The organism is Rhizobium cerradonense (assembly GCF_030182455.1).
Lineage (GTDB): Bacteria > Pseudomonadota > Alphaproteobacteria > Rhizobiales > Rhizobiaceae > Rhizobium.
In genome coordinates this window covers 22,172-43,970 of the sequence record NZ_JAQJCK010000019.1, presented here as the reverse complement: position 1 = coordinate 43,970, position 21,799 = coordinate 22,172, and the positions used below count along the sequence as shown (strand labels likewise).

Annotated in this window: 15 protein-coding genes; 4 read left to right on the top strand and 11 right to left on the bottom strand. The window is 61.4% G+C overall.

The features are described from left to right. Positions 1-59 precede the first annotated feature (59 nt). The 6 genes from addA to ahcY form a co-directional block, all read right to left on the bottom strand. On the bottom strand, positions 60-3,626 hold the full coding sequence (gene addA, locus PH547_RS28275; protein ID WP_285170028.1) for a double-strand break repair helicase AddA: 3,567 nt from the start codon (positions 3,624-3,626) through the stop codon (positions 60-62). After that, positions 3,619-6,807, bottom strand: a complete 3,189-nt coding sequence (addB, locus tag PH547_RS28270; RefSeq protein WP_285170027.1) for a double-strand break repair protein AddB — start codon at positions 6,805-6,807, stop codon at positions 3,619-3,621. The genes addA and addB overlap by 8 nt, the downstream gene beginning before the upstream one ends. A 3-nt stretch (positions 6,808-6,810) precedes the next feature. Continuing rightward, positions 6,811-7,542, bottom strand: a complete 732-nt coding sequence (locus tag PH547_RS28265) for a nucleotidyltransferase family protein (RefSeq protein WP_104821458.1) — start codon at positions 7,540-7,542, stop codon at positions 6,811-6,813. Between the two features lie 77 nt (positions 7,543-7,619). Further along, positions 7,620-9,131, bottom strand: a complete 1,512-nt coding sequence (tsaE, locus tag PH547_RS28260; RefSeq protein WP_285170026.1) for a tRNA (adenosine(37)-N6)-threonylcarbamoyltransferase complex ATPase subunit type 1 TsaE — start codon at positions 9,129-9,131, stop codon at positions 7,620-7,622. Continuing rightward, positions 9,128-11,716, bottom strand: coding sequence for a PAS domain-containing sensor histidine kinase (locus tag PH547_RS28255; RefSeq protein WP_285170025.1), 2,589 nt, complete (start codon positions 11,714-11,716; stop codon positions 9,128-9,130). The genes tsaE and PH547_RS28255 overlap by 4 nt, the downstream gene beginning before the upstream one ends. Before the next feature lie 317 nt (positions 11,717-12,033). Next, on the bottom strand, positions 12,034-13,434 hold the full coding sequence (gene ahcY / locus PH547_RS28250) for an adenosylhomocysteinase (protein WP_104821461.1): 1,401 nt from the start codon (positions 13,432-13,434) through the stop codon (positions 12,034-12,036). Positions 13,435-13,738: 304 nt separating this feature from the next. Between ahcY and PH547_RS28245 the strand changes: the two genes are divergently transcribed. Next, positions 13,739-14,227: a GNAT family N-acetyltransferase gene (locus PH547_RS28245; RefSeq protein ID WP_104821462.1), complete on the top strand. Its 489-nt coding sequence runs from the start codon at positions 13,739-13,741 to the stop codon at positions 14,225-14,227. A gap of 156 nt (positions 14,228-14,383) precedes the next feature. After that, entirely contained in the window at positions 14,384-15,013 is a 630-nt protein-coding gene (locus PH547_RS28240) for a glutathione S-transferase family protein (RefSeq protein ID WP_104821463.1), read from the top strand. A 25-nt stretch (positions 15,014-15,038) separates the two neighbouring features. On the opposite strand, the gene PH547_RS28235 is transcribed toward PH547_RS28240, so the two are convergent. The 5 genes from PH547_RS28235 to PH547_RS28215 all read right to left on the bottom strand — a co-directional run bounded on the left by PH547_RS28235 (position 15,039) and on the right by PH547_RS28215 (position 19,057). Then, positions 15,039-15,314, bottom strand: coding sequence for an HPr family phosphocarrier protein (locus PH547_RS28235; protein WP_104821464.1), 276 nt, complete (start codon positions 15,312-15,314; stop codon positions 15,039-15,041). A 19-nt stretch (positions 15,315-15,333) separates the two neighbouring features. After that, positions 15,334-15,735, bottom strand: a complete 402-nt coding sequence (locus PH547_RS28230; RefSeq protein WP_104821465.1) for a PTS sugar transporter subunit IIA — start codon at positions 15,733-15,735, stop codon at positions 15,334-15,336. A gap of 152 nt (positions 15,736-15,887) precedes the next feature. Then, positions 15,888-16,340, bottom strand: a complete 453-nt coding sequence (locus PH547_RS28225; RefSeq protein WP_104821466.1) for an HPr kinase/phosphorylase — start codon at positions 16,338-16,340, stop codon at positions 15,888-15,890. Then, positions 16,337-18,130: a sensor histidine kinase gene (locus PH547_RS28220; RefSeq protein ID WP_104821467.1), complete on the bottom strand. Its 1,794-nt coding sequence runs from the start codon at positions 18,128-18,130 to the stop codon at positions 16,337-16,339. The genes PH547_RS28225 and PH547_RS28220 overlap by 4 nt, the downstream gene beginning before the upstream one ends. Positions 18,131-18,325: 195 nt before the next feature. Next, complete coding sequence (locus PH547_RS28215) at positions 18,326-19,057, bottom strand: response regulator transcription factor (RefSeq protein ID WP_199773506.1); 732 nt, start codon at positions 19,055-19,057, stop codon at positions 18,326-18,328. Between the two features lie 364 nt (positions 19,058-19,421). Here PH547_RS28215 and PH547_RS28210 point away from each other — a divergent pair, with 364 nt between their 5' ends. Together PH547_RS28210 and arfB are read left to right on the top strand one after the other, a co-directional pair. After that, a complete protein-coding gene (locus PH547_RS28210; protein WP_104821469.1) occupies positions 19,422-21,032 on the top strand; it encodes a phosphoenolpyruvate carboxykinase in 1,611 nt (536 codons plus the stop codon). Positions 21,033-21,153: 121 nt separating this feature from the next. Then, positions 21,154-21,588 (top strand): alternative ribosome rescue aminoacyl-tRNA hydrolase ArfB, encoded by a 435-nt coding sequence (gene arfB, locus PH547_RS28205; RefSeq protein WP_104821470.1) that lies wholly within the window; start codon positions 21,154-21,156, stop codon positions 21,586-21,588. Positions 21,589-21,799 lie beyond the last annotated feature (211 nt).

The window sequence follows — 21,799 nt, the reverse complement described above, 5'->3', positions numbered from 1 at the left end:
GGATTTGCGGGTTGCTAGATATGTGATGGTGCGGTGCCCAAATTTCAATATTTGGTATTTCACTTTGTTTTGAGCTCCGCAAGCGCCAATGCGAGCGCTTCTTGGGAGAGCGTGTGGATCGAGGCGTTCTCGGTGTAGACAAGCACGCAATCGATGCGTTTGCCGGGATAGAGCGGCGAAAGGATCTCGCGATAGATGGCAAGCTGGGCCCGGTGGGCGAAAGGAATCCCTTCGGCACCACGCGGCGGCACGCGATTCGTTTTGTAGTCGAGGATGACCACGCGATCGTCGAGCACGGTCAGCCGGTCGATGCGGCCGGAGACGGCATAGTTTTGATCGCCGAGCGTCAGCGTGCCCATGATCGAGACTTCGGCCTGGGCATGGGCGCTGAAAACACCCTGCAGGTCTGGGTGCGACAGCAGCGCCATCACCGCGTTGATCAGCGCTTCGCGTTCGGCCTCAGGCCAGAAGCGTGCGGCTCGCTCGGCGTAGCGCCGCGCGGCATCGGCGCGATCTGCCGGCGCGATCTCCGGCAATGTCTGCAGCATGCGGTGGATGAAGCGGCCCTTTTCCAGCGAGCGATCCGATTTGGGCTTCTCGGTGAACAGCGGCGAGGCGACAAGCAGATTGTCGGCTTCATCGTCGATGATGGTGCCGGCACCGGAAGGGCTGAGCGGCCGGGGTAGGTTTCGCTGCGGCGGCAGCGGCCGGCTTAATCCCACCGGCAGCGCTCCTCGGTCCACGGTCGCTTCCGCCTGTTCCATGTGCTCGAAACTGCGCTCGACCTGGGTCACGCGCCAGCTCAAACCCTGCCACTCGCCATCCGGTCCGGAAAAGCTGACAGGCGTGCAGCGCTCGCCATCCTGGCGCAGCGTCCTGAAAATCATAGCATGCCATGTATCGGCGTTTTCGCGAATGCCGCGATAGCCGCAGACAATCAGCCGGTCGGCGGCGCGTGTCATGCCGACATAGAGCAGGCGGCGATATTCCTCCTCCGCCAGCGACTGCAGCCTCGTCGCATCGGCCTGTGTCAGCGAATTGGCAAGTGCGCTGACCGGCACCCAGACGGGCAGCGGGATTTCGCCTTTGCCGGTCTCGATCAGGCGCAGCTTCGGCAAATGCGTATGGGTAAAGGCCTTGCCGCCGCCATCGACGAGGAAGACGATCGGCGCTTCCAGGCCCTTGGAGGCATGCACCGTCATGATCCGCACCTCGTTGCGGCCCTTGTCCTGCTCCCGCTTCACGGTCGGCGCCTCCAGCTCCAGCGTCGAGATGAAGGATTGCAGGCCCGGCAGACCGGAGGTTTCGTGGTCCAATGTAAAGGTCAGGAACTCATCGAGGATGTCGCTGACTTCGGTGCCGAGCCGCGCCAGGAATTGCCGCCGGCCGCCGAAGCTGCCGAGAACGCGAGCGTAGAAGTCATGCACGGACAGGCTTTTGGAGAGCGCCAGAAAGGTCTTCAGCCGGTCGACGACATGCCGGAAGCGCTCATTGCCGTCATCGGCGAATTTCTGGAGATGGCTCCAGACGCTTTCATCGCCGCCGCGATAGGCTGCAACCGCGAACACATCGTCTTCGCCGAGATCGAACAGGGGGCTCTTCAATAGCGCTGCCAACGAAAGATCGTCTTCCGGCAGCAGCAAGAAGCGGCCAAGCGCCAAAAGGTCTTGAATGGCGATGTGGCTAGTCAGCACCAGCCGGTCGGCGCCGGCGACGGGAATGTTGTTGCGCCGCTTCAAGGCCCGGGTCAGCGCGTTGACGAAGCTGTCGCGCTTGCGCACCAGCACCAATATATCGCCGGCCTCGATGAAGCGCGCCTTTCCCTTGTCGATGATCGTCTCGCGGCCAATGATGTTGCCGATTGTCTGCGCCATGCGCCGCGCCAGGATCGCCGCCGGCGCGCTTTCCGGCGTCGAATCGAAGGGCGCCGTCCAGTCTTCCTCCTTCGCCAGCGGCTCGGGCGCAATCATCTCCCAGAGATCGACGGCGCCGGGATGACCGATGCGGCTGGAGCGGTGCACGACGGGCTCGGCGGCGGCACTGAGGCCACGGGCATTCTCGGGCGCGGTGAAGACATGGTCGACGGCGGCCAGCACATCGGCGGTGGAACGGAAGGAGAGCGGAAGGCGGATCGATGAAAACTGCTGGCCGCTATTATCCACGCGCCGCCGCGTCCGGTCGCTCTCCTCGGAGAAACGTTCGGGCCGCGCACCCTGGAAGGAATAGATCGACTGCTTTTCGTCGCCGACCGCGAAGATCGTCCTGAGGGTCGGGCGCGCGCTTTCGCCGGAGAAGAAATCCTCCGCCAGCGATTGGATGACGCTCCATTGGATCGGGCTGGTATCCTGTGCCTCGTCCACGAGGATATGGTCTATGCCTTGGTCCAGCTTGTAGTGGATCCAGGGGCCGACGTCCTTCTTGGTCAGCAGATCGGCGGTGCGGGTGATCAGGTCTTCGAAATCGAGCTGGCTGCGCCGCTTCTTCAGTTCTTCATAGTCGCGGTTCAGCCGGTCGGCGAGGGTAAGCGCCGCCCGGGTGGCGCGATACATCCGCATCAGCTTCAGCCGGTCGCGGCAAGCGACGACGTGGGCGCGGGCGGCAGCGACTGCGTCGGCCAGCGCGGGTGCATCGGCCAGCATCGCCTTGACGAAAAACTGGCTGTCCGACTTCGGCTCGCCCTTGGCGGTCAGCATGACCTTCTCGAGAATCTCTGCGCGGGCGATCGGGTTCGCTTCACGTTTGACAAGGCGCAGCCCATAGGCGATATCCTGCGCTTTCGCTCCGCCCTTGAGATCGGCAAGCGTGAGGTAAAGCTCCAGCGTCGAGCCGGAAAGACCGGGCAGAGGCCAATACTGCTCCGCGATCCCAGCTTCCGTGTCTTCGGGAGAGAGACCGAGCCGGGTAAGCAGCGCGGCCTCAATGCCGCCGTTCCGTTCGGCTTCCGCCGTGAAGCGCCTGATAGCATTGCGGTTGGCGACGATCTCGCCCAGCAATGTCTCCAGGCCGGATTCATCACCGAGATCGAGCACATAGGCGAAGGCCTCGGCAAGTTCGGCATTCGGATCATGCGGCGTTGCCGTCAACAGGGACCGACGGGCATCATCCAGCAGGGTCGCCGCGGCGCGATCGTCGAGAACCGAGAAATGGCCGGCGACATTGGCTTCCAGCGGGAATTGATGCAGCAGCGCTTCGCAGAAGGCGTGGATCGTCTGGATCTTCAGCCCGCCCGGCGTTTCCAGCGCCTTGGCGAAGAGGCGGCGAGCTTCGGCGAGCTTCAAGAGACCCGGCTCCGCGCCTTCGATCTCGGTGATTCGCGCCTTCAGCTCCTCGTCCGGCAATGTTGCCCAGGCAGCCAGACGATCGAAGACGCGGTTCGACATCTCCGACGCGGCGGCCTTGGTGTAGGTGAGGCAGAGAATGGCCGAGGGCCGCGCGCCCGCGAGCAGCAGGCGGATGACGCGCTGCGTCAGCACATGCGTCTTGCCGGAACCGGCATTGGCCGAGACCCAGGCGGATCGTTCCGGATCGGAGGCAATGGATTGCTGCACCGTCGTCCAGCCGATCCAGACGCCAGGATCGTCGCTATCGGGCAGGGCGCTGAGTTCGCCGTCGGAAAGCTCACTCATCGCCGCCTCCCTCCTGTTCGGTCTCTGCCGTCGACCATTCGGAGACACGGGCCAGGTGATCGTAGTCGCCGCCATATTCAAATTGCTGGGCGGGGATCAGCCGTGACGAGAAGCCCTTTTCGCCGGACTGCAGCAGGGCAACGAATTTGACGAGTTGGTCCATCGACTCCTCCGCCAAATCCATAGCCGACTTTGTTTCCGTCTTGCCGCTGCGGCCGGAAAGTTCGTTGTTGACCTGATCGACCTTGAAGCGATCGCCGGGCCTCAGACGCACATAAAGCAGGTTCTCCGGAGCAAGTGCGCCGACATCGCGGAAAGCGCCGGCCTTGAGTGCGTAAGCCTCCAGAGCCAATTGCGGATCGAGCAGCGCGCGGGCCTGCGCCGGCGAAGGATTGTAGCCGGTCTTGTAGTCGATGATGTCGGCGGCTCTGCTGCCTTTGAAATCGATGCGGTCGGCAACGCCGGTCAAGCGGATGCCGATCGGCTCGATCTCGACGCCCGCAGGCACTTCCGTTGCCGTCGAGCGGATCTCCGGCCGCCGCTCCGCCTCCCAGGCGAGGAAAGCGCGCGCCACTTCGCGGAAACGTGGCCGCCAGACGCTATCGATATGAACCGGCAGTTGCTCCGCGTCGAAAAGCTCGGCCACGATACGATCCATAGCCAGCGATGCATTCGGCGTTCCGGCGATATGACCCTCACGGATAAAGCGATCGATGATCTTGTGATAGAGCGTGCCGCGCTCGGCCGGGCCGGGCTCGCGGTTGAAGGGAGCGATCGGGTCGAGCCGCAGGACGCGTCGGGCGTAGATCGCATAGGGATCGCGGCGAAGGCGTCCGACCTCACTGAAGGAATAGCTTCTTGGCTGCAGTTCGGCTGGCGGTTTCGGGGATGGCCTCAACGCCGGCGCCTGGTTTTCGCCTTCGTCGATCATCCCAGCCCAATGGCGATATTGATCGCCGCGCGCTTTCAATTCCCCGGCAAACGTCTTGCCGCCCAGCGCCATCAGCCGCTGCAGCCAGCGCGACGCCACGGTCGGGGTCGAGCCCTGTCGCAATGCGCGCGAATAAATCAAGTCGCGCGTCCCATTCGCCATTTCGAAATCGTGGGCAAGCTGACCGATGCGGCGCTCCGGCGGTTCCAGGCCGATCTCGGTCTTCATCGTGCGGGAGATGAAGGGATTGTTGGCGGTCTGGCCCGGCCAGGAGCCTTCGTTGAGCCCGCCGAGAATTAGCGTATCGACGCTCTGCAGGCGCGCTTCCAGCGTGCCGAAGATGAACAGGCGAGGATGGCTCAGCGCCCGCGGCTTGACCGACTGCCCGGCGGAGAGCGCGGCCATGATATCGATCCACTGCGGCCCGTCCGCTTCAAGCTGGCCGTCGGTGTCCATGACCTCCTTCAGCAGGCTCGCCAGCGTATCGCCAGCCTCACCGGACCAGAGCCCGGCCAGATTGCCGCGCTCATCGGCGGCGACTGCTTCAAGGGCCCGGCCCGTGCGATCGGCCCATTCAGAAAGGGTGGGAAGTCCGGTGGATGCCGGCGAAAGCGCTGAGGTCAGCGGCTCGCATGCCGCTGCGATCTTTCGGGCCAGCGCGCGCGCATGTTCCACGGCTTCCGGAGGCAGGGATTTGCGCCAGTGCGGCGCATGTCGGTCCATTGCCTGTTCGGTGAGCTGCCGGTCGAGCAGGGATTCCAGCGCGCCGATATCGACATCGGCGATGCCGCCCCTCAAGGCGAGCACTTCCAGCGCATCGACGCCAAGCTGCAAGGCATCCGTGCGAAAACCGAAGCGGGCGAGGGGATGCTTGATGAGCGAGACGATGGCAACGGGGTCGCCGGGGCGAAGCGTGGCCTCGAGCAGCAATTGCAGCAGCGCCCCTTGCGGCGTGGCGGCGAGCGGCGTTCCGGCCGAATCGTCGGCGGTGATGCCGAAGCGGGCCAGCTCCGCCGTCACGCGCCGCGCCAGATTGCGATCCGGCGTGATCAGTGCCGCCTGGCTTTCGCCGCCGTTGCGCCCCGGCTTCTCCAGCGCGAGCCGCAAGGCGATGGCGATTGCCGTCGCCTCTTCGCGTTCGTTCGTCGCCTCAATCAGGGCGACCTCGGCGAAGGCTCGCGCAATCGCGTCAGGCGCCAGCGTCTTTTGCCATGCACCCCAGCCACTGGTCGCTTTCGCCGGCGCCAGGGCGCGCGACAGGACCTCAGCGCGAATCTGCATGCTCTCCGGCGCCTCGGCGACGGTTTCCACATCGCTTCGCTCCACGCGCAGCCGCTTCAACAGCAGCGACAGGCCATATTGTGAATGGCTGCGTGTCGTCGGATCGACCCTAGCGCCAGCGCCCGTCTCCGGCGCCACAAGCCGCCAGTCCTCCTCCGGCATCGAAAGATCGAGCCCCGGAAGCACAATGACGCCCTGCGGCAGGGAGGCAACGGCGGCAATCAGCTCCGCCGTTGCCGGAACCGAACCGGTGGAGCCGGCGATGATGATCGGCCCGGCATGCTGCATTGTGGCAAGCCGTTGCGCCTCGGCACGCAGGATGGCGTTGCGGTGTCTGGCGGGCGAGGATTTGCCGAGTTCCTCCAGCCGCGCCGGCCAGAAAGCACTGGCAATCTGCAGGAATTCGGTCGTCAATTGCCACCAGAGCGCATGGTCGTCGGCGCTAAGCTTGGCAAGCTCGGCCCAGTCGCTATCCTCGGTCTCGATGGAATCGATGAGTTCGGCCAGATTGCGGGCGAGCCAGATCGCATCCGCCGGGCTTGCGGGAGCAACAAGCGGCGAATCCGAATGAATGTCGCGGACGATCTGCGGCAGCCTGTTGCGCCAGGCAAGGATCAGCCGTGCCAGCTCCAACAGCCGCGCGGTATTGGCAAGCGGCTGTGCCAGATCCGCGGTCGCGGGCAGAGCCTCTTCGAAATAGCCGCTATCGTCGTCCGTCTCGCCGAGCGGGCGGATCACCGGCAGGATCGCGGAGCGGCCGCCAAGCAGATCGACGAATTCCGAACGCAGCACGCGCGCTGCGCGCCTTGTCGGCAGGAAGATGGTAACCTTGGCAAGCGATAGCGGATCGCCGGGATCGTGGCGAAAGTGCTCGGTCAGTCGGCCATCACAGAGAGCGCTGGCAAGGGTCTTGAGAAAAGGCAGGCCCGCCGGGATCGTCAGGATGCGTTGCCGGTGCCCGCCCGTCATCCGTCACGCAAACGCCCGGAAAGTCCGGATCGTTTCCTCCGCCTCGCCGATCGCCTCCGGCGTGCCGACGGTCAGCCAATGGCCGTCCATCATCGTGCCGTAGAGCCGGCCCTTGGCGATTCCCTTGTCGAAATAGATGTTGATGTTGAAGGCATCATTTGGCGCATCGTCAAGAAGGGAGGGGTTCATGACGAAGGCGCCGGCATAGACAACGCCATTATATTGCGCGTCGCGATAGCGTGTAAGCCGGCCGTCCCCAGCCATGCTGAAATCGTTCTTGCCGTTGTGACCCGTGGTTCTTTCCAGCTCGACGCACAGCATGGCCATGTCCATGCGCTGCTCGTCGAAGAATCCGGCTAATCGCTCGAGGTTTGTTGGTTGGCCGGGTTTCTCGCCGATCCAGAACAAGTCGGCATTCATGACGAAAACAGAATCGCGGCTCAGCAGCGTCAGGCCTTTGACGATGCCGCCGCCATTGTTCATCAGCGCATCGCGTTCATCTGAGATCAGGATGTCTAATCCGCGATAGTTCCGAAGATGCGCCTCCATCTGATCGGCATGATGATGGACGTTCACGACGGCCCGCTCGACACCGGCTTCGGCCAGGGCATCCAGCGTATAATCGATCATCGGCTTGCCGGCGATCTTTACCAGCGGTTTTGGGATGGTATCGGTAATTGGCCGCATGCGGGTCCCGAGGCCCGCGGCCAATACCATGGCTTGCTTGATGGTCATCTCGTCTCGAATTTGTGATTCGCTCGGCTGTCTTCCTTTAGCATATTGCAGGAAAACCGTCGCCCGGTCTCGGTCAGCTAGACGTCGCCTATTCCAGCTCGTGCACACCATTCGCGCAACGGAGCGAGCGTTTCGTGTTCGAAAGCGATGGCGAGATAGGCGAGCGTGCGTGGCATATGCTTCATATAGCCGGGCTTGCCGTCGCGCTGCAGCAGCCGCACCCAGAGGCCGGCGAGCTTGCAATTGCGCTGCGCCGACATGATCGCCCAGCTCTTCAGGAACTTTGCTTCGTCGAAACCGCCTTGGGTATGCCGCAGCGACAGATAATCCGCCATCAATTCATCATGCAGATCGCGCTCAATGGTGACGCGCGCGTCCTGGACGATGGAGGCGAGGTCATAGGCCGTCGGCCCGATCATCGCATCCTGGAAATCGATGAGGCCGATTCGCTGGATGCTCTTTTCCTTGGCCCGCCAGATGATGTTCGGCGAGTGGAAATCGCGCAGCAGCAGGTTCTTTTCCGCATCGTCCAGCTTACCGATCAGGCCATTCCAGATCGCCAGATAGTCGGCCCTTTCCTCGTCGCTCGCCGGCGCACCGCGTTTCCAGGGCAGATGCCAGTCGATGAGCAACCGCGCTTCCATCGTCATGGCCGTCCGGTCGAAATCCGGAATATGATGGACGTGATCCGGCGTGACCGGGATGTCCTGCGGGATATGAAGGCTGTGCAGATGCGCCAGGCAGGCGACGCTTGCCCGGTAGCGATCGGCGATCGGCTTGCCTTCCTTGTCGAGCACGCCATCGGTGCCGAGATCCTCGATCAAAAGAATGCCCTGATCATAGTCGGCCGCGAAGATCTCCGGCGCGGCAAAGCCGTTTTCGCGCAGGACATTGGCGATCGCCACGAAGGGATAGGCATCCCAGGCGAGATGCGCGACTTTGGGGTAGGGCTTTCCGTCGAGCACCGGCGGCCCTTCGGGCAGCCGCGGCCAGTCCATCAGGATCACACGCTTACCGCCGCCATGCGGATGGATGGATTCGTAGGCGCGCAGCGAAGCATCGCCTGTCAGAAAACGCCGCCGAGCGCCGGCATAACCATTGGTGTCGAGGAAAGCGCGGATCGCCAGAACGCGCTGGATGCGGGCGAATTGCTTGGCCGATGCCACAATGGTCGCGCGGCGGCCTTCGCCTTCGTGCTCGAGCTTGAGATCGATGCGCTCTTTCGGCAGTTCGCCTTCGGCCATCTCCGGCCATTCCACCAGGCAGATGCCGGTCTGCAACGCCTCGTCAAAGCCGAGCTCGTCGAGCTCACTGGGGTCGCCCAGACGATAGAGATCGAAATGCGAAACCGGGATGCGCAGCTCGTAGGATTGCACGAGCGTGAAGGTCGGGCTCGGCACGTCCAGTTCGGCATCATCGGCCATGGCGCGCAGCAGGGCGCGGGCGAGCGAGGATTTGCCGGCGCCGAGATCGCCCGACAGCGCCAGGCAGTCGCCGGCCTTGAGCGCCAGCGCCAGATCTTCGCCCAGGCGAGTGGTTGCCGCGTCGTCTGCCAGGAAAAGGGAGATGCTTGTGTTCGCTGCTGTCATTCTGCTGCGACGGAGTGCGGCAATTCGGCGGAGGGAATCCGACACGTGACCGTGGTTCCCTTGCCCGGCTGGCTTTCGATCGAGACCTGGCCGTCATGCAGGCTGACGAAGCTTTCGACGATGGAGAGACCGAGACCGGCGCCGCTGCGCTTGCCGCCCTTGCCGCTGGAAGCAAAGCGGTTGAACACCGTACGCATGATCTCTTCAGGGATGCCCGGACCTTTGTCGGCGACCGAGAAGACGAAATCGGTGCCTTCGCGTGCGCATCTCAATTCGATCGTCGAGCCTTCCGGCGCGAAATTGGCGGCGTTGGTCAGAAGCTTGAGCAGGATTTGCTTCAGCCGTTGTTGATCCGCAACCACGGAACCGAGATGGGCGGGGACGGTGATTTCCAGCGTGACGCCGCTTTCCTGCAGCCGATCGGCGATCTGCATCGACACCTCGTCCAGCAGGTCGTCGAGCCCGATCTCGGAATAGTTCAGCCGCATGATGCCGGCATCGACCGTTGCAAGATCGAGAATGTCGTTGACCAGCGTCAAGAGCACCGAGGAAGAGGTGGAGATATGATCGATATACTCTGCCTGCCGGTCGTTCAGCGACCCGATGCCCGGCGTCTTCAAAAGATCGGTAAAGCCGATGATATTGGTCAGCGGCGAGCGCAGCTCGTAGGAAACATGCTGGACGAAATCGTTCTTCAGCTCGTCGGCCTTCAGCAGCGCCTCGTTCTTTTCGGTCAGCGCCCGTTCGGCGCGCACGCTGTCGGTCTTGTTGACGAAGGTCAGCATGGTCTGCGCATTCGGCAGCGGAATGACGGCATAGTCGAGCACGAGATTGGAATAGAGCTCCAGCGTGCCCTGCGACGACGGGCGTTCGTCGTCGAAGCTGGTGATCTGCTCCGCAAACCGCTTCCAGCCGTCCGGCCGGTCGTAGGAGGGCGCGCAGGCCTCGGCCAGAGCCTGGATATGCGTGCCGGGCTTCGCCTGTGCCTCGGTGATGTTCCACAGGATGCGGAATGCCGGGTTGGAGAGGCGGATGCGGCCATCGGGGCCAAAGACGGCAACGCCTTCGGAGAGATGGTCGATCGTCTCGCCCTGCACCTTGACCAGCGTGTTGTAGCGGGTTTCGAGATCGACCTGCTCGGTCAGATTCTCGAATACCCATGTGGCGCCGCCTTGCGGGTGGGCGGTGGCGAAAACCCGCAGGGTCTGACCGTTCGGCAGGTGCCAGAGATCCGATTGGGTGTCGAGCGCGCGGTAGACGGACAAGACTCCGTCTTTCCAGGTCTTCCAGTTCAATTGCTCCGGCAGCTTCTTGGCGCCGCGCAGCCGATCCAGCAGCTCGCTATTGTCAGGTTTCTTCTCGAGGAAGGCGATGTCGAGCTCCCAGAGCTGGACGAAGGCCTGATTGTAGAATTGCAGCCGCCGGTCGCCGTCGAAAATCGCGACCGGTGTCGCCAGATGATCGAGCGTCTCGGCATGGCTCTTCAAGGTGCGTGCCAACTCGGCGCGAACCGCTTCCGCTTCCGAAACGTCGATGGCGATGCCTGCCGAACCGTCCGGCGATTTGACGTCGATGACATCGAAGAAGGTGCGGTTGCCGTGTACGACGGTGGAAATCTTGTCGTGGAAGGGCGATTCCGGCGTGGTGGATGCACGGATGCGCTCGCGCGCGACGGTCGTCAGGAATTCGCGGCCTTCGCGGATGGCTTCATCCGGCGACACCGCCTCGACTGCTTCGCCATAGGCCTGGTTGACCCAGGTCAGCTTGCCCTCGGTATCGCGCCGCCAGACCGGCAGGTCGATGGCATCGAGCAGGTTCTGGAAAGCGGAGATCGAAGTCATGAGCCGGTCGCGCTCGATCTTGAGCTCGGCCAGTTCGGCGCGCAGATTGTTGAGCGCGATGAAGCGGACGAAGGCGCGGCCGCCGGAGATGCGGCCCTGCGCCTCCAATATCTCGTCGCGGTTCGTCTCGACCACCATATCGAAGCTTTGGCCGCTGCTGCGCAGCTTGTCGATCGCCTTCTCCAGCTCGCCGGCCGACCAGGATTTCAGCCAGCGGCCGAAAGCGAGGAATTCGTTGTCCTGCGGCGCGCCGGTCTCGACGGGGAGCTGGCCAAGCAGCTCCGGCCGTGCGTTCTGCCCGTCCCAGATGACGATCCGGCGATTCTTGTCGGCGATCAGCGCCTGATACTGCGAAATGCGCTGGTTCGCGTCCGATAGCGCCGTACGGATCTCGCGGCTTTCGCTTTCCATATTGCCGCGCTGGCGGACCACCCAGACCGTCGACAGAAGTGCCGCGGAAATTACGCCGATGATGACGGAAAAGACGGCCATTTCGGAGGAGGTAAAGAGACGGGCTACCGCCGGCGTGCCGGCGCTCGTCTGCGCCAGAACGGGACCCGCCAGGCCGCTGACGATGCCGCCGAAAACGCTGAAACGCAGCAAGCGACCCAATGAGGCCAAAAGGCCTGCATTCGTCCGCCGCTTTGCTCGCGGTAAAAGCATATATGCGCCGCCCTGCCGCCGCCGCGCGATCGCCGCTGGGGGTATCGCTGGCTCAGGCAGGTTGTCTTTCCCTTCAGACATAAGCGGTCTGTCTCCGTCCTTCAGAGCATGATGCCGAAAAGTGTAAGCGGTTTTCGGACGACATCATGCTCTACTTATTTGATTGTAGAGCGGATTCAGATTTTAGGTCGTGTCGACCTAAAATCATCCGACTCTACTGTGCCGCATCTCGACAAGACATCCCATTTTCATGGCTCCGGGCATGCCCGGTTCGTCACGAATCAAGTCTAAAAACAATACTGCCTAAGGGAATCGCCGGGAAGGGAGCGGGCCAAAAAATAAGCCCCGGCATTTGTCAATGCCGGGGCCACAAGATATTGTGGATATCGATCGTAAGATCAGTATCTGTAGTGGTCGGACTTGAACGGACCCTTCGGAGTGACGCCGATATACGAAGCCTGCTCTTCAGAAAGCTCCGTCAATTTCACGCCAAGCTTGCTGAGATGCAGGCGAGCAACCTTTTCGTCGAGGTGCTTCGGCAGCACGTAGACTTCGTTCTTGTACTGGCCGGGCTTGGTGAAGAGCTCGATCTGCGCCAGCGTCTGGTTGGTGAAGGAAGCCGACATGACGAAGGACGGATGGCCGGTGGCGTTGCCGAGGTTCAGCAGGCGGCCTTCCGACAGCAGGATGATGCGGTTGCCCTTGGCGAACTCGATCATGTCGACCTGCGGCTTGATGTTCGTCCACTTCAGGTTACGCAGGGCGGCAACCTGGATTTCGTTGTCGAAGTGGCCGATGTTGCCGACGATCGCCATGTCCTTCATCGCACGCATATGGTCGATGCGGATAACGTCCTTGTTGCCGGTGGTGGTGATGAAGATGTCGGCGGTCGAGACGACGTCTTCGAGCTGAACCACTTCATAGCCGTCCATGGCAGCCTGCAGGGCGCAGATCGGATCGACTTCCGTGACCTTGACGCGCGCGCCGGCGCCGGAAAGCGAAGCAGCAGAACCCTTGCCGACATCGCCATAGCCGCAGACGACGGCGACCTTGCCGGCCATCATCACGTCGGTGGCGCGGCGGATGCCGTCAACCAGCGATTCCTTGCAGCCGTACTTGTTGTCGAACTTCGACTTGGTGACGCTGTCGTTGACGTTGATCGCCGGGAAGGGCAGCAGGCCCTTCTGGCTGAGCTGATACAGGCGGTTGACGCCCGTGGTGGTTTCTTCGGTGACGCCCTTAATGGCTTCGCGCTGCTTGGTGAACCAACCCGGCGATGCCTGGAGGCGCTTTTTGATCTGCGCGAAGAGGATTTCTTCTTCTTCGGAATGCGGATTGGAGAGGACGTCCTCGCCAGCTTCGGCGCGAGCGCCAAGCAGGATGTACATGGTGGCGTCGCCGCCATCGTCGAGGATCATGTTGGAGAAGCCGCCATCGGCCCACTGGAAGATCTTGTCGGTGTAGATCCAGTAGTCTTCAAGGCTTTCGCCCTTGACGGCATAGACCGGAACGCCGGAAGCGGCGATCGCGGCAGCGGCATGGTCCTGGGTCGAAAAGATGTTGCAGGATGCCCAGCGCACTTCAGCGCCGAGAGCGACAAGCGTCTCGATCAGCACTGCGGTCTGGATCGTCATGTGCAGCGAACCCGTGATGCGCGCGCCCTTCAGCGGCTGCGCTTCGCCGAATTCGGCGCGGCAAGCCATAAGGCCCGGCATTTCGGTTTCGGCGATCGAGATTTCCTTGCGGCCAAAGTCGGCAAGGCCGATATCGGCGACGATGTAGTCCTTTTCAGTGCTCATGAAGGTCTCCAGCCTGAACGATGCGAACGGACCACAGGCGAACGCCTCGGCCGAATGCAACAAGAATTGCACGCTGACAGCGTGTGGGATGATGCCCTGTAGCAGGCTTCAGGCCGGAAATCAATGTTGATATAAAGAAGTCTTTATATCTTTATATCCGTCGATTTTTAGGGTGCTTCTCTGTCATGAGACTATCGGGGCTTCTCTAGTCGGCGTGTCGGCGGCAAGCGATTTTTCATAGCTGAGGCGAGGACGTCTGGATTCGGCCCATACTCACCGTCGCACAATCTGCTAGAGTGATCTAATGTTCGCGACCAACCCTTACGAGTTTCGCAGAGCGACCCTGGATGATCTCGCTTTACTGAAGGCGTGGCGGTCGAGCCCGCATGTCCTGGAATGGTGGGGTTCTGGTGAGCCGTATGGTGAAGCAGAACTGGTTGATCCTCGGGTGGCTCGCTGGATCATTTCAATTAACGAACGGCCCTTTGCGTTCTTGCAGGACTACACGGTGCACGGATGGGAAGATCACCATTTTGCCGGTCTTCCCAAAGGGTCGCGGGGAATTGATCAATATATCGGAGACCCCGAAATGGTCGGCGTTGGACATGGTTCAGCGTTTATCGGAATGAGGATGCAGGCTCTTTTCGATGAGGGCGCACCTGTGATTGCGACCGATCCGCATCCAGACAATGGACGGGCGATAGCCGTCTACAAGAAGTTGGGGTTCGAACTGTCTGGACCACCTCAAGAGACTGGATGGGGCTTGATCTTGCCAATGCTGGCGAAGCGGTAAGCAGAATGGATGCAACGGCAGCAAAGTCCGCTTTCCAGCCGAAATCGCCGCTCTACAGAAACTAGGCGATCATTGGCTGCGTCCGGCTTGCAAGAATCGGATTGCACAGACGACTGTAGCGAGCAAACTCGGCCTTTTCACAGCGAAGGAACCGCCATGCTCACGCTTCATGACTATTTGCCGTCGCAGAACGGCTGGAAAGCCAGGGTTTTGCTCGGGCTCCTCGAAATCCCATATACCAGCCATCTTGTGTCGATTTTCGAGGGCGAGAGCCGCACCGACGCCTTCCTGAAGCTCAATCCGGTGGGCGCTATCCCCGTTCTCGAACTGGGGGACGGAAACGCGATCGCGGAATCAAACGCGATCCTCACCTATCTCGCCGAAGGCACGCCCTTTCTGCCAACGGACCGCTACCAGCGCGCCAAGGTCATGCAATGGCTGTTCTTCGAGCAATACCACATCGAGCCAGTCATCGGCTCGCTGCGCTTCTGGACGCTGACTGGGCGGTTGGAACGCAATCAGGCCTTGGTTTCGGGCAAGCACGAAGCCGCGGTCCGCGCTCTTTCGGCCTTGGAACGCAGCCTCGCCGGTCTTCCGTTTCTTGTCGGGAACGATCTTTCGATCGCCGATATTGCGGTCTACGCCTACAGCCACCGCGCCGCGGATTGCGGCTTTCCGCTGACCGACTACCCGGCGGTCTCCGCCTGGTCTGCCCGTGTCAAAGATGCCATTGGTCCGGGTTATCCCGTGCATCCCTACAGCATCGATCCGCATTCCGGCGCTTGAAGCATGCATAGCGCGGAGACGGAGATCACATCTCTTCGCCGAACTTGTCGGCGACCAGACGATCCAGTGCATCCAGTGCCTCGGCGGCCTGGGTGCCGCTGGCGGTGACGAGCACGCTGCAGCCGGGGCTTGCCGCAAGCATCATCAGGCCCATGATCGAATTGCCGCCCACCGTGGTTCCGTCCCTCGAGACGGTGATGGTGGCGTCATAGGCTTCGACGGTCTGTACGAATTTGGCGGAAGCGCGGGCATGCAGGCCGCGTTTGTTGATGATCAGAAGTTCCCGGGAAAGTTCCGTCATGGGCGGGATGTTTGTCTCGTCATTTGCCGCTGAGTACACGGCTGGCCACATTTATATACTTGCGCCCGGCCTCGGAGGCTTCAACCAGAGCCTTCTCCATGTTGTTGTCGCCCCGTACGCCCGCAAGCTTTATTAGCATCGGCAGATTGACGCCGGCAATAACCTCGGTATGACCGCTATTCATGACGGAGATCGCAAGATTCGAGGGAGTGCCGCCGAACATATCGGTAAGGATGATGACCCCGTGCCCATCGTCAGCGCCGGAAACAGCCTGCAGGATGTCCTGCCGGCGCTTGTCCATGTCGTCTTCGGGACCAATGCATACCGTCTCTATGAACTTCTGCGGACCAACGACATGCTCGACGGCATGCCGAAACTCTTCAGCCAGCTTGCCATGAGTGACAAGCACAAGTCCGATCATGATATTACTGCTCCCATCGCACACGCAAACAGGTGGCCCATATCGCAATGCAGCAATGTCGTCCACCGGTGGGGGGACATCTTGGCGATGAAAAGCCGAAGTGCAAGCTTAAAATATGATATTTAGGCGCCTGCAAGGACCTAAATGGCCGATTAATCCAAACTGATGATGATTTTCGCCATAATTACTGCAAGCGGATTGGCCGATGCCGCGGACAGCCGGATCAGCGGTAAGCGAATGGATTCAGTCACATCGATCTGTTCGTCTTCCGGGGGTAGTCGCTCGGCCGTTGCCGGATCGACCGGGCGTATGGCGAAATGCATTTCGGCCTCAGAAACATGGGGAAGGCGGACGATGCCAGTGTAGCGGATCTCCATTAGTCCGGCGATCGAAGGCGGGCATTCGGCGATGATGGCGCCCTCACGCTGCGTGATGAAAACCTGGTCGTCTGCGACCAATGTGGCGGAAAGGCCAAGCGGCTTGGCAGCGGCAAGGCATGCGAAGGCAAGCGTGGACTTGCCGCTGCCCGATGGTCCCAGAAACAGCAGGCCGGTCTTGCCGATCACGATCGCCGTCCCGTGGACATTGGTCGCTTTGCTGCTCATGCCGGTGTTTCGGCCGGCAATGAGAGGATGAAGCGGGCGCCGAGCAGCGCCGGGCCCTCGCCGTCGACGATATTCTCAGCACGTAGCGACCCGCCATGCGCCTCGGCGATCTGCCGGCTGATCGACAGGCCCAAACCGGAATTCTGCCCGAAACCTTCCGCTTCCGGCCGGTCGGTATAGAAGCGCTCGAAAATGCGGTCGATATTTTCCGCCTGGATGCCTGGCCCGTTGTCCTCGACATAGATGACGCAACGCGTTCGCGTTCGCGTCAGCCTGACCGTGATCTTTCCGGTGTCCTTCGCAACGAAGGAGCGGGCGTTTTCAATGAGGTTGGTGACGATCTGGCCGATCCGCAGGTCGTGGCCATCGATGGTGAACTTGGTCTTCGTGCCGGGCTTGCGGTCGACGATATAGTCTATCTCGACCGCCTTCTTGCTGTGCCCGACCTGACGGGAAATATCGATCATGTCGCGCAAGAGCACTTCGAGATCGAGCGATCTCGCATCGGAGCGGGCAAGCTCGGCATCGAGGCGGGAGGCGTCGGAAATATCGCTTATCAGCCGGTCGAGGCGGCGCACGTCATGCTGGATGACATCCATCAGCCGCTTCTTGGAATCGTCACTCTTGGCGAGCGGCAACGTCTCGACGGCGCTCCGCAGCGATGTCAGCGGGTTCTTCAGCTCGTGGCTGACGTCGGCGGCAAAACTTTCGATCGCATCGATCCGGTCGTAGAGCGCCGTCGTCATTTCGCGCAGGGCGATCGACAGGTTGCCGATTTCGTCCTGGCGCGCGGAGAAATCGGGAATTTCCTCGCGCTCCTTCGCACCGCCGCGGCGCACGCGGATGGCCGCTGCCGAAAGCCGGCGCAGCGGATTGGCGATGGTGGAGGACAGAAGCAGCGACAGAACGACGTTGACCAGTGTCGCGACGCCGAAGACGCGCATGATCGCCAGGCGCTCGGCATGCACAATCTTGTCGATATCGCCGGCCTGCGTCGATAACAGCAAGACGCCGAGCACGGCGCGGAAACGCTGGATGGGCACGGCGACCGAGACGATCAGCTCGCCCTTTTCCGTGGTACGCACCACGGCGCCGCGCACGCCGGTCAGCGCGTTCATCACTTCCGGATAGATCGAACCGTCACCGCCGGGCGCTTCCTTATAGACCGGCAGGTTGCCCGGCTGCAGCATCTTGTTGAGCAGGCCGCTGAACCAGTCCGACCAGTTCTGAGCCGCGTCTTCCACCGGTGGCAGATCGTAGCGCAGCACCTGACCGCGCGAATAGAGATGGCGGCTGTCGAGCAGCAGATTGGCGTCGGCATCGAAGATGCGGGCACGGGTGCGCGTCGGCGAGATCAGTCGCGTCAGCACCGGCGCCACCTTCTCCGGATCGATCGGGAACTCCAGGTCCTCGTCGTTCGGGACGGGCGTGATGCTCTGCCCGGCTTGCAGTTCCAGCAGCTTCTGCGGGTCGATGGTGATGGAGTTGGTATCGACCGAAGCGGATGCTGAGACGGCGCCGGCGATGATTTCGCCTTGCGTCAACAGGCTCTCGACGCGCGCATCAATCAGGCCCTCGCGGAATTGATTGAGATAGAGGATGCCGCCGACGAGAACGACGAGGGCGGCGAGGTTGAAGAACAGGATACGCCGCGTCAGGCTCGAAAAGACTGCATTGCCGAAGATGCGGCGGATCAGCGTGAAAGGGTGAGTCCACCGACGGCGGGCGATTCTGACGTCGCTCGGGCTTTCCGTCTCGTCGATATCTCTATCTTGCACCAGTTGTGCCAAGCCAGCGGCCCTTTCGAAGACAGGATCGGCGACCCTGTCCGCATGCTCTTATTTCATTGCCCGTCGCACGGTCCAGTAAACTATCCAAGTATGATGCCGAAAAGTGTAAGCGGTTTTCGGACGACATCATGCCCTGTTCTCTACCTCTCGAGCGGATTCAGATTTTAGGTCGATTCGACCTAAAATCCCCCGGCTCTAGGCCGCTTCGCGGAAGCGGTAGCCGACTCCATACAGCGTTTCGATCATATCAAAATCGAGATCGACCATCTTGAATTTCTTGCGCAGCCGCTTGATGTGGCTGTCGATGGTGCGGTCGTCGACATAGACTTGCTCGTCATAGGCAGCATCCATCAAGGCATCGCGGCTTTTGACCACGCCAGGGCGCTGCGCCAGCGAATGCAGGATCAGGAACTCCGTGACGGTCAGCGTCACCGGTTCACCTTTCCAGGTGCAGGTATGGCGTTCCTGGTCCATGACAAGCTGGCCGCGCTCCAGCGAGCGGGCCTGTTGCGCGGCGCCGGGCTTCGCGGCTGTGCCGCTGCTGGCCGCGTTCGCGGCTTCACGGGCGGAGGCGCGGCGAAGCACGGCCTTGACGCGCTCGACCAGCAGACGCTGCGAGAAAGGCTTGGTGATGAAGTCGTCGGCGCCCATCTTCAGGCCGAAGAGCTCGTCGATCTCTTCATCCTTGGAGGTGAGGAAGATCACCGGCAGGTCGGACTTCTGCCGCAGGCGGCGCAAAAGCTCCATGCCGTCCATGCGCGGCATCTTGATATCGAAGATCGCCAATTGCGGCGGCCGGGCAAGCAATCCGTCGAGCGCCGAAGCGCCGTCGGTATAAGTCTCCACCTTATATCCCTCGGCTTCCAAAGCAATCGACACGGAAGTCAGGATATTGCGGTCGTCGTCAACGAGCGCGATTGTCAACATGGTGTTCGTCTCCATCATCAGTGCGCGTCTCTCCCGGATTTGGAATCCAGCCCCAGGTGGCTCCCAGGTGGCTTGCCAGCTCGGTTGGCGGTAACCTGGCGCGCTTATGGGGATAAAGGTGGAACAAATTGTGGCAAAGATAAAGAGGCGGATTGCCGAACACACAAACAGTTAACCACGGGTTGTGCGGCGAAACGTCTCGCTGGTATCTATTCAACCGATTTAAAATTATGAAAATTTATTTAAATCGATTAAATACATGATATCATTAAAGATTTTTCGCTCTACTCTCTTGTGCTTTTAAAAAGACGCCTCTACGCTTTATTTAGTTTTAACGGCTGAGGCCACGTAGAGGAATAGAGCGATGGAGCAATTCGGCGTCCGTAATCCCGCAACCGAACTCGAATCGATCGGCCTGGGAGCCGCCGCCAGTGTTCGTTATAATCTCTTGGAAGCTCATCTCTATGAGGAAGCGATTCGTCGGCGCGAAGCCGATCTGACCGCTCATGGTGTGCTGAGAGCATTGACTGGGCAGCACACCGGCCGCTCGCCGAAGGACAAGTTCGTTGTCCGCAACGCGACCACCGAAGACCAAATCTGGTGGGATAACAACAAGCCGATGTCGCCAGAACATTTCGCGCTGCTGCACAAGGACATGCTGGCGCATGTACACGGCAAGGACCTGTTCGTTCAGGACCTGATCGGGGGCGCCGACCAGGATTACGCCCTGCCGACGCGCGTCGTCACCGAATTCGCCTGGCACTCGCTGTTCATCCGCAACCTGCTCATTCGTCCCGAGCGGTCGGCGCTGGAAAGCTTCGTGCCGAAGCTGACGATCATCGATCTGCCAAGCTTCCGCGCCGATCCGGAGCGCCATGGCTGCCGCACGGAAACGGTGATCGCCTGCGATCTCGTCAACGGCATCGTCCTGATCGGCGGCACCTCCTATGCTGGCGAAATGAAGAAATCGGTCTTCACCGTCCTGAATTACCTCCTGCCAGAACGCGGCGTCATGCCGATGCATTGCTCGGCCAATGTCGGGCCTGATGGGGACGCCGCGATCTTCTTCGGCCTGTCGGGCACCGGCAAGACGACGCTATCAGCCGATCCGACCCGCACATTGATCGGCGACGACGAGCATGGCTGGGGTGAAAATGGCATCTTCAATTTCGAAGGTGGCTGCTACGCCAAGACCATTCGCCTGTCGGCCGAGGCCGAGCCGGAAATCTACGCCACGACCCGCCGTTTCGGCACCGTGCTCGAAAATGTCGTGCTTGACGAACATGGCGTGCCGAATCTCGACGATGGTTCGCTGACGGAGAACACCCGCAGCGCCTATCCGCTGCATTTCATCCCGAATGCCTCGGAATCCGGCATGACCGGCCATCCGGAGACGATCATCATGCTGACGGCCGATGCCTTCGGCGTCATGCCGCCGATTGCCAAGCTGACGCCGGAACAGGCGATGTACCACTTCCTCTCCGGCTACACCGCCAAGGTCGCCGGCACGGAAAAAGGCGTGGTCGAGCCGGAAGCCACCTTCTCGACCTGCTTTGGCGCGCCCTTCATGCCGCGTCATCCGGCCGAATACGGCAACCTGCTGAAGGACCTGATCGCCCGCCACGGCGCCGGCTGCTGGCTCGTTAACACCGGCTGGACCGGCGGTGCCTACGGCACGGGCCGGCGCATGCCGATCAAGGCGACGCGCGCCCTGTTGGCCGCCGCTTTGAAGGGTGATCTCGATAATGCCGAATTCCGGATCGACCCGAATTTCGGTTTCGCCGTGCCGGTTGCGGTCGAAGGCGTGGACAGCGCAATCCTCGATCCGCGTTCCACCTGGGCCGATGGCGAGGCTTATGACGCGCAGGCGGCAAAGCTGGTGCAGATGTTCGTCTCCAACTTCGCCAAGTTCGAGGATCATGTCGACGGCAACGTCCGTGACGCGGCGCCGGGTTTGCGTGTCGCGGCGGAGTGATTCGCCGCACAGAGGAATGACTCACGTGAAACCCGGCGGCCGGTCCGCCGGGTTTTTCATTTTGCCCTCTGCCTGTTTTCAACCGCGCGTCAATATGGGATAGACGGGCGCGGAGAAAACCATGGCCAGCGACGCGCTTTACATCAACGACCGGATCACCATTGCCGGCTGGGAACTGACGGAACAATTCGTTCTGGCGGGCGGCCCCGGCGGGCAGAATGTCAACAAGGTCGCGACCGCTGTTCAGCTATTCTTCAACATTCCGAATTCGCCGTCGCTGAATGACCGCGTGAAGGCCAACGCCGCGAGGCTCGCCGGCCGGCGCGTTTCCAAAGACGGCGTGTTGATGATCGAGGCCAGCCGCTTCCGCAGCCAGGATCGCAATCGCGAGGATGCACGCGAGCGGCTGAAGGAACTGATCCTCGAAGCCGCCGCACCGCCGCCGCCGCCACGCAAGAAGACCAAGCCGACCAAAGGCTCGATCGAACGGCGCCTGAAGGAAAAATCGGGTCGCTCTGAGGTCAAGAAGATGCGAGGCAAGCCCGGGGGCGAATAGGTTTCGGGCTGCGGTTTTGGTTTGATTGGGTAAAATGGGGCTTGTCAGGCGAGTCTGTTGTTGCCGTAGCTCTGTGCCTGGCCCGTCATCCCAACCTTCTCGCCGCACTGCAGGGAGAAGGGACGACAGTGTGAAACAACAAAGCTCCCCACTCGTGACGGGTTCGGATTAGGTACTGTAAGCTCACTCGTCCCGCAAGGCGGGGAGAGGG

Bases quoted from the DNA above. Each gene is read 5' to 3' on its own strand.
- addA (WP_285170028.1), bottom strand. From the start codon at position 3,626: ATGAGTGAGCTTTCCGACGGCGAACTCAGCGCCCTGCCCGATAGCGAC.
- PH547_RS28210 (WP_104821469.1), top strand. From the start codon at position 19,422: ATGGAGCAATTCGGCGTCCGTAATCCCGCAACCGAACTCGAATCGATC.
- ahcY (WP_104821461.1), bottom strand. From the start codon at position 13,434: ATGAGCACTGAAAAGGACTACATCGTCGCCGATATCGGCCTTGCCGAC.
- PH547_RS28230 (WP_104821465.1), bottom strand. From the start codon at position 15,735: ATGATCGGACTTGTGCTTGTCACTCATGGCAAGCTGGCTGAAGAGTTT.
- tsaE (WP_285170026.1), bottom strand. From the start codon at position 9,131: ATGACAGCAGCGAACACAAGCATCTCCCTTTTCCTGGCAGACGACGCG.
- PH547_RS28265 (WP_104821458.1), bottom strand. From the start codon at position 7,542: ATGACCATCAAGCAAGCCATGGTATTGGCCGCGGGCCTCGGGACCCGC.
- PH547_RS28255 (WP_285170025.1), bottom strand. From the start codon at position 11,716: ATGTCTGAAGGGAAAGACAACCTGCCTGAGCCAGCGATACCCCCAGCG.
- addB (WP_285170027.1), bottom strand. From the start codon at position 6,807: ATGACGGGCGGGCACCGGCAACGCATCCTGACGATCCCGGCGGGCCTG.
- PH547_RS28240 (WP_104821463.1), top strand. From the start codon at position 14,384: ATGCTCACGCTTCATGACTATTTGCCGTCGCAGAACGGCTGGAAAGCC.
- PH547_RS28245 (WP_104821462.1), top strand. From the start codon at position 13,739: ATGTTCGCGACCAACCCTTACGAGTTTCGCAGAGCGACCCTGGATGAT.
- PH547_RS28235 (WP_104821464.1), bottom strand. From the start codon at position 15,314: ATGACGGAACTTTCCCGGGAACTTCTGATCATCAACAAACGCGGCCTG.
- PH547_RS28215 (WP_199773506.1), bottom strand. From the start codon at position 19,057: ATGTTGACAATCGCGCTCGTTGACGACGACCGCAATATCCTGACTTCC.
- arfB (WP_104821470.1), top strand. From the start codon at position 21,154: ATGGCCAGCGACGCGCTTTACATCAACGACCGGATCACCATTGCCGGC.
- PH547_RS28225 (WP_104821466.1), bottom strand. From the start codon at position 16,340: ATGAGCAGCAAAGCGACCAATGTCCACGGGACGGCGATCGTGATCGGC.